11 protein-coding genes are annotated in these 12,937 nt (G+C 32.8%); 8 read left to right on the forward strand and 3 right to left on the reverse strand.

Annotation, left to right across the window (positions count from 1 at the left end; genetic code table 11):
- The first annotated feature begins 175 nt into the window (after nucleotides 1–175).
- Nucleotides 176–598 (forward strand): VOC family protein, encoded by a 423-nt coding sequence (locus AAA453_RS06070; protein WP_427706894.1) that lies wholly within the window; start codon nucleotides 176–178, stop codon nucleotides 596–598.
- A 55-nt stretch (nucleotides 599–653) separates the two neighbouring features.
- On the opposite strand, the gene AAA453_RS06075 is transcribed toward AAA453_RS06070, so the two are convergent.
- Nucleotides 654–2,255 (reverse strand): MutS-related protein, encoded by a 1,602-nt coding sequence (locus AAA453_RS06075; protein ID WP_427706896.1) that lies wholly within the window; start codon nucleotides 2,253–2,255, stop codon nucleotides 654–656.
- 356 nt (nucleotides 2,256–2,611) lie between these two features.
- Nucleotides 2,612–4,540: an ABC-F family ATP-binding cassette domain-containing protein gene (locus AAA453_RS06080; protein WP_046466301.1), complete on the reverse strand. Its 1,929-nt coding sequence runs from the start codon at nucleotides 4,538–4,540 to the stop codon at nucleotides 2,612–2,614.
- A 144-nt stretch (nucleotides 4,541–4,684) separates the two neighbouring features.
- Here AAA453_RS06080 and AAA453_RS06085 point away from each other — a divergent pair, with 144 nt between their 5' ends.
- The 7 genes from AAA453_RS06085 to AAA453_RS06115 all read left to right on the forward strand — a co-directional run bounded on the left by AAA453_RS06085 (nucleotide 4,685) and on the right by AAA453_RS06115 (nucleotide 12,103).
- The gene (locus AAA453_RS06085; RefSeq protein ID WP_176721552.1) at nucleotides 4,685–5,332 is read left to right on the forward strand and encodes a redox-sensing transcriptional repressor Rex; all 648 of its coding nucleotides are present in this window, start codon (nucleotides 4,685–4,687) and stop codon (nucleotides 5,330–5,332) included.
- A 218-nt stretch (nucleotides 5,333–5,550) separates the two neighbouring features.
- Nucleotides 5,551–6,642 (forward strand): YeeE/YedE family protein, encoded by a 1,092-nt coding sequence (locus AAA453_RS06090; protein ID WP_427706897.1) that lies wholly within the window; start codon nucleotides 5,551–5,553, stop codon nucleotides 6,640–6,642.
- A 23-nt stretch (nucleotides 6,643–6,665) separates the two neighbouring features.
- A complete protein-coding gene (locus AAA453_RS06095; protein ID WP_427706899.1) occupies nucleotides 6,666–6,893 on the forward strand; it encodes a sulfurtransferase TusA family protein in 228 nt (75 codons plus the stop codon).
- A gap of 143 nt (nucleotides 6,894–7,036) precedes the next feature.
- Nucleotides 7,037–7,999 (forward strand): LacI family DNA-binding transcriptional regulator, encoded by a 963-nt coding sequence (locus AAA453_RS06100; RefSeq protein ID WP_427706900.1) that lies wholly within the window; start codon nucleotides 7,037–7,039, stop codon nucleotides 7,997–7,999.
- A gap of 91 nt (nucleotides 8,000–8,090) precedes the next feature.
- Entirely contained in the window at nucleotides 8,091–9,575 is a 1,485-nt protein-coding gene (locus AAA453_RS06105; RefSeq protein ID WP_427706902.1) for a sucrose-6-phosphate hydrolase, read from the forward strand.
- Nucleotides 9,572–10,540, forward strand: a complete 969-nt coding sequence (locus tag AAA453_RS06110; RefSeq protein ID WP_427706904.1) for a carbohydrate kinase family protein — start codon at nucleotides 9,572–9,574, stop codon at nucleotides 10,538–10,540. The genes AAA453_RS06105 and AAA453_RS06110 overlap by 4 nt, the downstream gene beginning before the upstream one ends.
- Before the next feature lie 210 nt (nucleotides 10,541–10,750).
- Entirely contained in the window at nucleotides 10,751–12,103 is a 1,353-nt protein-coding gene (locus tag AAA453_RS06115) for an IS1182 family transposase (RefSeq protein ID WP_427706906.1), read from the forward strand.
- A gap of 117 nt (nucleotides 12,104–12,220) precedes the next feature.
- Here the strand turns inward: AAA453_RS06115 and agrA are convergent, their stop codons facing one another.
- Entirely contained in the window at nucleotides 12,221–12,937 is a 717-nt protein-coding gene (agrA, locus tag AAA453_RS06120; protein WP_285323961.1) for a quorum-sensing response regulator AgrA, read from the reverse strand.

The raw sequence follows: 12,937 nt of genomic DNA on the forward strand, positions 1-12,937 counted from the left end.
AAGTTTTTACTTTTTAAGTATCTACTTGACTGGGTGCAGTTCAATTTGTCGATTGGTTGGTGTTTTTTTATTTATATTTGAAAAATAAGGGTATAGGTAATTTAGTAAAACATTAGCTAATAACAATAGAGTCTAAGGATATTTAAAAATATTATTTTTAAAGGAGGCTATTTTAATGAAATCAGTTCAATATTTTAACTTTCAAAATAGTTTAGCAGCGTTAAATTTTTATGAAAAGCACTTAGGGGCCACTGACATACAGCGTGTTGGCGGTGATCATGAAATGTTTGCAGATATGCCAGAGGAATATGATATTGATAAGAACTTTACTATGAATGCATCATTTAAAATTTTAGGTGAAACATTCTATTGTAGTGATACAATGAAAAATAAAAAAATTGATAATAGTGGTGCGATTGTGGCTTTTACTTTTGATTATTCAAATGAAGCGGACAAACAGCAAGCAGAAGCATTTTTTAATAAAGCGATAGAAGGTGGATGTGAAGCTACGATGCCATTAGCTAAGACAGAGTGGTCTGAACTATATGGTATGTTTAATGACCCATTTGGTGTGACTTGGATGATCAATGCAGAATAAATTATAAAAAGATAAGGCTGAGACATGTAATTATGTCCCAGCCTTATCTTTTTGATTAATTGGTTTTTGAGGTGAAAGAATTTGCGCGTTTATAGATTTGTTCTGGAAATTGCATAATACGTAATAACTCTATAGCATTTCTAGTATCGGCTTTACCAGGTTTTACCTTGAAGTCAAAAGCAATTTCGTTTTCTAAAATGGATTCATTGAAATGATAATTTGCATAGTTTTTCTCTAGTAAAGTAGCTAACTCTATATCGTGTGTAGCAGCAATAAGTCTATAACCGGGTAGTTGGTTCAAGTAGCTTAATACAGATTCTGAAGCTGCAATACGTTCTGTAGTGTTGGTTCCTTTAAAAATTTCATCAATAAAGCAATATATTTTGTTGGAGGTTGTTATATCGAATAAGCGTCGTATCGATTTGACTTCAGTCATAAAATAACTATCTCCAGTTAAAATATCATCTTGATTAACCATAGAGGTATAAACTACGCCAGGTTTATAGATGAATTTCGTTGCTGTAACAGTGTTTACTGCTTGAGCTAATACTAAATTTAGAGCAATTGCTTTCATAAACGTTGATTTACCTGAAGCATTGGACCCCGTTAAAAGTATATGATTATTTATACTCATATCATTAGATACCGCTTCGTAGATAAGAGGGTGAGTTAATTCTTCAAATTCAAGGTAGTCTTCTCTATTGACTTGTGGAAGTGAGTAATGATCCAACGTCTCTTGCCAAAGTGCTACGGCATAATGATTATCTATGCTCGCAATATATTTATAACAAGACATTACTTCATCTTCATATTTTTTAAAACTGTTTTGAATTAAGTGGAAGATATGATAGTCCAGCATAAAAATTATTTTTATTAGTAAAGATATGACAAAGGCATCTTCGCTAGAATTAACACGACCTAATAAACCACTAAATCTACGAGCTATACGAAAATGGCTGAAATCGACATCAAGATTAGGTGTATCCTCAAGTTTTTGTAATGTATGTGCTTTTTTAATGACTGTAGATGTATAAAATATTGCATTTAAATCTTGATTATACGTCTTTTTTAACGAGCCACTAAGAATCATATTGAATATAACAGAAGCGATTGTTAAAGCTATACCTTCACTAGGTGAAAAGAAAGTTAGAATCATAAAAATAAGAGGTAAATATGTACATAGCATAAAAAAATTATTTCGTTTAATATGTAATAATTGATCTGGAAAAATAGGATAAATAGCTTTACCAATTTTTGCTAATTGCAGAGAAACGTAATTTCTAAATGAAATATTTGTTTTAAATTGATGAATTAAATTTTCATCTTTTACTTTATACATATTTCTTAGTGTAGCAAAAAGTCTCATCTCGCCAATTGCAGTAAAATTAAAATTCATACTATGAAATACACTTTCCATATCTAAATCAGACCAGGTTTTATCATCTAGCAATAAATTTTCATCAAATCTATTTCTATATGTGTCAAACTCATAACTATAGTTATGGTTAGGACGAATAAAGTTTTCTAGTGATTTTTGGTTAGTCCATAGATTTTGTAAATCATGCTTTAATTTTTTATTAGCAGCAATCGTCGTAGTAATAATCAGTATTGTCGTTCCTAGAATAAAAGCAATTAGAAACCATAATAACGTAGGCATATTTTTGTACATCCTTTCACGATTTTGCTGTAAACTCGTAATAATTATGACATGGCATTCCATTTTAAACAAATACCTTTCGTTTTGAGTAATTTATAGTTTGAATGGAATGTCAATAGGGAACGTGCGTACTTATCAACAAATAGTGCATAACTTGTGGATAAGTAGTGGTTATGTTTGTGGATATAGGTTGATATCTGAAAATTGAAAACAGCTAATAGTTACTTATTACTTGTGGATAAGTAGGATAACTCTGTGGATAGCTATTATAACAGCAAAGGTAGTGTGAATAGAATGAGCATAAAAAAAGAACTAAAGTAGAAAATTTTACTTTAGCTCAATTGCACTTATAACGATTATATTAACATTTCTTGTAATTCTGCCCACTCATCCATGACTTGTTCTAATTTTTGTTCGGCTATTTCTTTTTCAATTGCTAAATCATTTGCTTTTTCTGGATTAGAATAGACATCAGGCTGTGTGAGTTGTTCGTTTATATTGTTTATTTCTTGTTCGTATATTTCAATATTTGTTTCACATTGTTCTATTTTACGTTCAACTTGACGTTGCTCTCGTTTTTGTTGTTTTTGGTCAACGTAATTATGATTTTGTGATGCACTTACTTCTGTTTTTGTAGGGTTATCCAATTCTCTTTTCGCTTGAATTGCTGCTTTTTCTTCTAATTTTTCAATGTAATACTGATAATCACCTAAATACATTGTCCCACCAGTAGTGTCCAAGTCATAAACTTTATTTGCAAGTTCGTTTATAAAATAGCGATCATGTGACACAAATAAGATTGTGCCTTTAAAATCTGACAACGCTTGTTCAAGCATCTCTTTAGAGTCTATGTCTAGATGGTTAGTTGGTTCATCTAAAATAAGCACATTATTGCGCTCTAGCATCAGTAGAGCAAGTTGAAGACGCGCTTTTTCTCCACCAGACAAGTCATTGATGATTTTTTTGACGTCATCTTGTACAAATAAGAAACGACCTAAGACAGCGCGAATATCTTTTTCATTCATTGTTGGATATTGGTCCCATAAATAATCAAGGATTGTTTTGTTTGATTTAAATTCAGCTTGTTTTTGATCGTAATAACCAACTTTTAAATTTGCACCTGTAGTAATTTCTCCACTGATCTTTTGTTGGAGACCAGCGACTGTTTTGATTAAAGTAGACTTTCCAATACCATTAGGACCAATGATTGCAATATGGTCTCCTTTGGTGGCTTCGATATTAATGCCTTTTGTTATGGCTTCTTCATATCCAATTTCTAGATTTTTAATATGAAATACATCGTTTCCAGTATTTCTATCAAAATCGAATTGAATATTGGCGCTTTTAGCATCAATCATAGGTTTGTTAACTCTTTCCATTTTTTCCAACATTTTCCTTCGACTTTTTGCCATGCCCGTAGTTGAAGCACGAGCGATGTTTTTTTCTACGAATGTTTCAAGTTTTTTAATTTCAGCTTGTTGACTTTCATATTCTTGCATACGTTTTTCATAATATTTATCTCTTTGCGCTATGAATTGTCCATAGTTACCTACGTAATGTTGTACATCGCCGAGCGCAACGTCATAAATTTGATTGACAATTTTATCTAAGAAATATCTATCGTGACTAATAATAACGATAGCGCCTTTGAAATAATTAAGGTAACTTTCCAACCATTGAGTTGTTTCCATATCTAAATGGTTTGTAGGTTCATCAAGTAATAGCAAATCAGGTTCGCTAAGTAACATCTGGGCTAAAGATAACCTGGTCTTTTGACCGCCACTAAAATCATTAATAGGACGATTAAAATCCGCTTCACTAAAATTCAAACCGTGCAGTACAGTTTTAATTTTACTTTCATATTGGTAACCTTCTTGTTGTTCAAATTGATTAGATAAAGATTCATAGCGATCGATGTGTGTCTTATATGACTCAGTATCATATTCATCAGCATGTTGCGCTAACCAATCTGTCTCAAATTTCATTTCTGATTCTAATTTTTTCATACTTTCAAATGGTTTCGACATTTCATCAAAAACAGTTTGATTCGTATTTAAAGTCATTTGTTGTGTTAGATAACCAAGCTTGAGATTTTTGCTTTTTGAAACTTGACCGCTATCATATGTCTCGACGCCAGCAATGATTTTCATTAAAGTAGATTTTCCGGCACCATTACGTCCTACGATACCAATACGTTCACCAGTTTTAACTTCAAAATCTACATTATTAAAAATATCTTCTCCGTCGAATGATTTAGTTAAGTCATTGAGTTGTAATAATATCATCCAATTTGCACCTCTCTATTCATTATCATTCTACAGTATTCAACGCGTGGTTAAAACTATCATTGTTTATTTTTATTATTCAATAATGTATAATGTTGTAGTGATTATAAGATAAATCAGCAATAGATAATGAAATAGGGGGACATGATCTTGGCTAATCAAAGCGAAAAGATTCCTCGTGCCACATTGAAACGTTTACCGTTGTATTATAGATTCGTCAATACTTTGAAATCTAAAGGCATAGATAGAGTTAATTCAAAAACTATAAGTGAGGGCTTGAACATTGATTCTGCAACGATTCGTCGTGATTTTTCATATTTTGGTGAATTAGGCAAGAAAGGCTATGGCTATAATATAGATAGCTTATTACATTTTTTTAAAAATGAGATAAGTGAAAATGACGAGATAAAAATTGCAATTGTAGGTGTTGGGAATTTAGGGAAAGCATTATTAACATACAATTTCTCAATACATGATGAGATGACAATAACGGAAGCTTTTGATATACGAGATGAAATTATAGGGACGCAAATAGGGAAAGTAACAGTCAGTCCGTTTGATAAAATTACGGATATATTAGCACAAGAACATATTGATGTAGTGATTTTAACTACACCTGAAGAAGTAGCGCAGCACGTTGCTGACACTTTAGTAAAAACAGGTGTAAAAGGTATTTTAAACTTTACACCAAGTCGTGTTCTGACACCATCGGATGTTCAGGTACATCATATTGATTTAGGTATTGAATTACAATCTTTACTCTTCTTTATGAAAAATTATAGTAACAAATAAAGCGTATGAAAATAGGCTAGCTTTTTTATTTACACGAGACACACGTTAGGTGGTGAGTGTTTAAAAAAGCTAGTTTTTGTATTTAGTTATATGATTACTACCAACTACAGTTATTTTGACAATTAACACTTTATAAAATATGAGCAAACGGGCTTGATATTTAATGGAAAGTTTAATATGATAAATCATATTGATTTTATCGGGAAAGAGGTAATAATATGACGTGGTTAGTAATCAGTGGACTGATTGTTGGTGCGCTTTTAGGCTTTGTTATGCAAAGAACGCGATTTTGTTTAGCTGGTGGATTTAGAGATATGTACGTTCAAAAAAGCAATAAAATGTTTTATGCATTATTAATTGCAATTTCCGTACAAAGTATTGGGTTATTAATTTTAACATCAACAGGCTTAGTAGAAATTCCAGAATCTACGTATCCAATTATCGGAACAGTAATAGGTTCATTTATTTTTGGTATTGGTATTATTTTATCTGGAGGTTGTGCTACAGGTACGTGGTATAGAGCTGGAGAAGGTTTAATAGGAAGCTGGATGGCACTTATTGCTTATGGCTTCACTGCAGCGGCAACAAAATATGGTTTGTTGTTACCATTAATGAATGGTGTGAACAAACCAACAAATGTTAATGCAAGTATGTCACAAACGACTGGTATACCAACATGGATTTGGGTCGCGTTACTTACAATCATCACAATTCTTCTTGTTGTAAAAACGTTACGTAAACCAAAACCTAAATTTGCTATACCAAAATTAAAGCAAAAATATACAGGTATAAGACACTATTTATTCGAGAAAAAATATCACCCGTTTGTTGCAGCAATTGCTGTTGGGCTAATTGCATTACTCGCATGGCCTGTAAGTGAATCAACAGGTAGAATGTCTGGTCTTGGTATTACAACACCATCTGCAAATATAGTTCAATTCTTTGTAACTGGTGACTTGAAATTGATAGACTGGGGTGTATTCCTTGTTCTAGGTATATTCGTTGGTTCTTATATTGCTGCGAAAGGTGCTAAAGAATTCAAATGGAGAATGCCTGATAAAAAGACAATACGCAATAGCGTTATCGGTGGCGTATGTATGGGATTTGGCGCTTCTGTAGCTGGCGGTTGTTCAATAGGTAACGGTTTAGTAGAAACTGCAGCGATGTCATGGAAAGGTTGGATTGCACTTGCGTCTATGATTTTGGGAGCTTGGTTTATGAGTTACTTTATATTTATAAAACCTATGAAAAAAGCGCAACGCCAACAAGCTAGTGAAAATACGGTCTCAACACAAACTCAAACGACTTAAATATATTAGGGAGGAATTTAATTATGGTACATGAATTAGGTACGGTAGGAATGGTTTGTCCATTTCCACTAATAGAAGCACAAAAGAAAATGGAAACAATGGATAACGGTGAAGAATTGAAAATAGACTTTGACTGTACTCAGGCAACAGAGGCACTACCTAATTGGGCAGCTGAAAAAGGATATCGGATAACAAACTATGAACAATTAGATGATGCTTCTTGGACAATTACAATTCAAAAAGCTGAATAAATGAAAGATCAACCAACTTGCTATTATTAGGTTAAAACACCTAAGGTATCAGGTTGGTTTTTATTTTAAATAGTATTTAAAGCGATTGCAATATGATAGAATTAATCATATTGAGAATAGCTTATTGATGAGAGTGAGAGAATATGAAAAATATATCTGATATTGCAAAAATTGCTGGCGTATCGAAGAGTACAGTTTCAAGATATCTTAATAATGGCTCGGTAAGTTTAAAAACTAAGCAGAAGTTGGATAAAATTATTCAAGAAAATGATTACCAACCAAATCAGTTTGCACAAAGTCTACGAGCGCATAGAACCAATATGATAGGGGCAATCATACCTAGAATGAACTCTTACGCTGTAGATGAAACAATCAAAGGTGTGAAGACAGTTTGTGATGATTTGAACTATAGATTATTGCTAAATTATACAAATATCGATACAGAACTGGAAATTGATGCTCTAGAAACGTTTTATAGAAGTAAAGTCGATGGCATTATTTTAATGGCTACAGAAATTACAGATAGACATATGGAAGTGATTAATAAAATTGATGTTCCTGTTATCATTGTCGGTCAAGAACATAAGGACTTGCACAGTATCATTCATAATGATTTTCATGCAGGTTATATGGTAGGGGAGGCGCTCGGATTAAAGGGATTTAAAAGTATCCAATTTTTTGGAGTTACAGAAACTGATATAGCTGTTGGTATACATAGAAAAAAAGGCTTGATCAGTGGCTTAGCGAAATATAATGTCAAACCACATATTTCGCAAACCTCATTTAATTACAATGAAGCAATGATCGATGTATCAAAAATATTGCAAGCTCAAGCTAATTATGACGCAGTTGTGGGAGCCACAGATTCTATCGCATTAGCTGCACATAAAGTGATCTCAGAAGATGCTACGCAAAATGAGGACAAGTTTATCGTAGGCTTTGGTGGTGATCCAGTTACGGAAATTGTCTCGCCTTCAATTCATACAGTTAATTATCATTTTGAATTTGCTGGTGAAGTAGCAATGAGTAAACTCAATCAACTGATTCAACATCAATCAATAGAGCAGCGTATCATTATTGATGTGAGTCTTTCATTTAAAAATTGAGTGAAGCATGATATTATATAATGAAATGTAATGGAACCGGTACCATTATGTAAAATAAAGTTTGAATATTGATAGTAGGAGGAACACAGTAATGGCTGAGTGGACAAGAGATGAACGTTATCAAAGATATGAAGACGTTGATCAGCAAACATTAGATGATTTAACACTTCAAGTTAATCAATCTAAGTATAGACAAACGTTTCATTTACAACCTAAAACAGGATTATTAAACGATCCTAACGGACTGATATATTACGATGGAACTTATTATATATCACATCAATGGTTTCCGTTAGGACCTGTTCATGGTTTGAAATATTGGTATACATATACAAGTAAAGATTTAGTACATTTTGAAGATATGGGCGCATCATTAAAGCCAGATACGAAAGATGATAGCCATGGCGTTTATAGTGGTAGTGCATTTGAATATAATAACCATATGTATTATATGTACACTGCAAATCATCGTGATGAGGATTGGAATAGAATTTCCACTCAACATATTGCAAAAGTAAATGCACAAGGTGAAGTTAAAAAGTTTCCTAAAGCCGTCATTGCTGAACCGCCATTTGGCTATACTCAGCATTTCAGAGATCCTAAAGTATTTTCAAATGATGGTATCTATTATGCTGTCATTGGAGCTCAAAATGAACAAGGTCAAGGTAGAGTGATTCAATATCGTTCAACGGATATTGTGAATTGGGAATTTCAAGGCGAAGTTCATACGAATCTAGATTCATTTGGTTATATGTGGGAATGTCCGGATTACTTTAATTTGGATGGATATGACATGTTGTTATTTTGTCCACAAGGTATTGATGAAGAAGGTGAACGCTTTAAAAATATCTATCAATCAGGGTATATTATGGGACAATACGACATTGATAATTTAACAATGAATCATGGCGACTTTTTTGAACTTGACCACGGATTTGATTTTTATGCGCCACAAACATTTATAGATGAACATGGACAGCGGGTATTAATTGGCTGGATGGGGTTGCCGGAAATTAATTATCCATCTGATGTTGACGGATGGGCACATTGTCTAACTATTCCACGTGTACTATCGATTGAAGCAGGTAATTTAAAACAACGACCTGCAAAATCCCTTGAACAATTAAGAACAAATAAAGAAACAGCACTAGGATATGCGAATAAATTCACGAGACAATTGTATCCATATGAAGGAAGACAATATGAATTGATTATCGATATTTTAGAAAACGATTCAACTGAAGTATATTTTGAAGTGCGTACGTCTAAAACACAAACAACACTGATTACTTATAATAAGAAAGAACAAAAGTTAACGTTAGATCGTAGTGAAAGTGGTTTGTTACCAGACCCAGTCGACAGTACAACAAGAACAACCTATCTGGATACGCCATTGACACAGTTACAATTATTTATAGATACATCGAGTGTCGAAATATTCTGCAACGATGGTGAACGTGTCATGACTTCTAGAATTTTTACAGATGATGAAGCTACAGGAATTAAAACATCAACAGAATCTGGTCAAGTATATTTAAAATTCACAAAATATGATTTAAAGGATGAGGAAGTATGAAACGACTACTTGCTATAGGTGAAGCGTTAATCGATTTTATACCTAATACGACAGACTCTAAATTAAAAGATGTTGAAGGGTTTTCGCGCCAAGTGGGAGGCGCACCCTGTAACGTTGCATGTACGACCACTAAATTAGGTGGCAAAGCTGAAATGATTACTCAATTAGGGAATGATGCATTTGGTGATTTAATAGTTGAAACGTTAGAAAATTTAGATGTCGGTACACAGTATTTAAAACGTACAGACGAGGCTAATACGGCATTAGCTTTTGTAAGCTTAACCAAAGACGGTGAAAGAGACTTTTCCTTTTATCGTAAACCTTCTGCTGATATGCTGTACCAAACTGAAGCAGTAGCAGGAATTGATGTAATGGAAAACGATGTGCTACATTTTTGTTCGGTGGATTTAGTAGAAAGTCCTATGAAATATGCACACAAAGCATTGATTGATAAAGTTAAAGTAGCAGGGGGAACAGTTGTATTTGATCCCAATGTTCGCTTGCCATTGTGGGATAGTGAAGATGCATGTAAAGAAGCAATACAATCATTTATTCCGTTAGCAAATATTGTTAAAATTTCTGATGAAGAATTGACGTTTGTTACAGGTCAGAGTGACGAAGCACAAGCAATTCAATGGTTATTTCAAGGTGATGTAGAAGCGGTTATTTATACTAAAGGTGCTGCCGGAGCTATGATATATTTGAAGGACGGTACAGTTATTACGCATCAAGGGTTTAAAGTACAGCCGATTGATACGACAGGTGCCGGAGATGCTTTTATTGGAGCTTTGATTAGTAGAATCGTAACCTCGAATACAAATGATATAAATCAATTGTTGAAAAATGAAGGTCAAAGTATTTTAGAATTTAGTAATTATGTAGCAGCAATGGTTACTACAAAATATGGCGCTATAGAGAGTATTCCAAATTTAAGTGAAGTAAATAAAGCGTTAACTAAACAGTAAAAAAAAGACTTAGCATAATTTGCTAAGTCTCAGAGTGTCGACAAAGTCTCCGACTTTGTTGGCACTTTTTTTGTGCACGCTTTCCGCGGGCACAGCCTCAGCCTGTAGTCTTCGGCTAGTGCTTTTCCCGCAGGAGTCGGCACAAATTACTGCCATTTTTTAAACAAAAATAATATAATATATTTAAATTAAACAGTGGTGGTGTTTGTAATGTTGAATAAATCAATCGATAAAAGAGATCAATATGAAATGATTTCAATATCGGAATTAGTTCCTAGTAATCACTTATTACGTAGAGTAGATAGTATATTAGGTTTAAATTTCATTTATGAACTTGTCGAAGACAAGTATTGTCTTGATAATGGAAGACCATCAATTGATCCTGTAATTTTAGTTAAGATATTACTTATTCAAAGATTATTTGGAATAAAGTCAATGAGACAAACGATAAAAGAAATAGAAACGAACGTAGCTTACCGTTGGTATTTAGGTTATAGCTTTTTAGATAAAGTACCTCATTTCGGTACATTTAGTAAAAACTATACACGTCGTTTTCATGATACAGATTTATTTGAACAAATATTTGAAAGAATTCTTAAAATCGCAATCAAATATAATTTAATAGATCATTCATCTTTATTCATTGATTCAACACATATAAAGGCAAACGCAAATAAAAATAAATATATAACTGAATTAGTGAAAAAAGATTCTCTTCATTTCCAAGAAGAATTAGATAATGAAATTAATGAACAAAGATTATCTCAAGGAAAAAAGCCTATAAAAAAGAAAAAGAAGGAGGAATACAAAAGTAAAAAAGTAAGTACGACTGATCCAGACTCTGGTTACTATGTAAAAGGAGAACGCGAAAAACAATTTGCTTATAGCTTACATGCTTGCGTAGATAGAAACGGCTTTATCATCGATAAACACGTGACACCTGGTAATGTTCATGATAGTACACAACTCAAAACAATGATTGAAAGATTAGAAGTGAAAAATATGTTGCCCATCACATTAGCTGTTGATTCTGGATATAAAACACCTTTTAACGCGCATTACTTACTTGAAAAAACGATTATCCCAGCAATGCCTTACACGAGACCTAAAGGAAAACCAGGTTATTTTAGAACTAAGGATTTCATCTACGATGAATACTATGATAATTATATTTGTCCTAACGATGAAACATTGATATTTAAACGAACAATGCCAACAGGTCACAGATTGTATGTATCCAACCCTAATAAATGCCGTCATTATCCTTTGTTAAATCAATGTACAGAGAGTAAAGATGCTATCAAACAAATAAGACGACACGTATGGCAAAATGATTTAGATATAGTTGAAGATTTGAGATTTGTTGATACTATAAAAACTCAATATAAATTGCGAAGCCAAACAATTGAAAGAAGATTTGGAGATGCAAAAGAGCAGCATGGTATGAGATGGACACGATATAGAGGTATCAAAAAAGTTTCCATGGATACCACGCTGATTTGTGCTGCCATGAATCTTAAGAAAATGGCAATGTGGCTCATAAAAGGGCCAGAAATGGTCTGAAAGACCACTTTTTTATTTTTAAAAATAAGTTATATTTATAAAAAATAAACCAAATGCTTTTACAGCAAATGGTTTGTCTACGTTCTGAGACTTAGCATAATTTGCTAAGTCTTTTTATTATATTTTTTTAACATTTCTTACTGAAGCAAAGCAATGTTCTTGGTTTTTGAAATATACAATGCGAGATTTTGAGTCAATAGATTCAATGTTATGTCTGTTAACAACGAAACTGTTATGACATCTAAAAAATCTGTCATCGAGCTGATTAAGTTCTTTAAGATTACCATAGAATTCAATTTGTCTATTGTCTAAGTGCGCAATCAATCGATGAGATTTAGAAGAGGACTCAAAAAACATAACATCATCATATTGGACATATACCGAATTACTTCCACGTTTTAATTCAATTGTTTCGACAGTGCGTTCTTTAGAAAGTAATTTTAACCTAGATTCTGAAGTTTCTAAACAATCAATGATTCTAGACTTTAATTCATCTGGGTCATCTTTAAAAATAAAGTCCATCGCTGCTACTTTATAAACAAAAGTAAGGTATGTAAGCTCGCTATGACTTGTAACAAAAATGATATTACCTACAGGATCGTGCTTACGAATTTCACTGGCAAGCTTGATACCGTTAATGTCAGCTTCCAATTGTATATCTAAAAAGTAACATCCTATATCACTTAAATCTTTTGAACGTTCTAAAACTTCATAAGGATCGGCAGTTGCAATTTCAATTTCCATCGGCTTCTCTTCAATCATGATGTAGTTGTTGATAATTGAAATCATATTCTCACGTTGTCTTTCATCATCTTCACATATGAATATTTTCAT

This window comes from Staphylococcus parequorum, assembly GCF_039237145.1.
Lineage (GTDB): Bacteria > Bacillota > Bacilli > Staphylococcales > Staphylococcaceae > Staphylococcus > Staphylococcus equorum_A.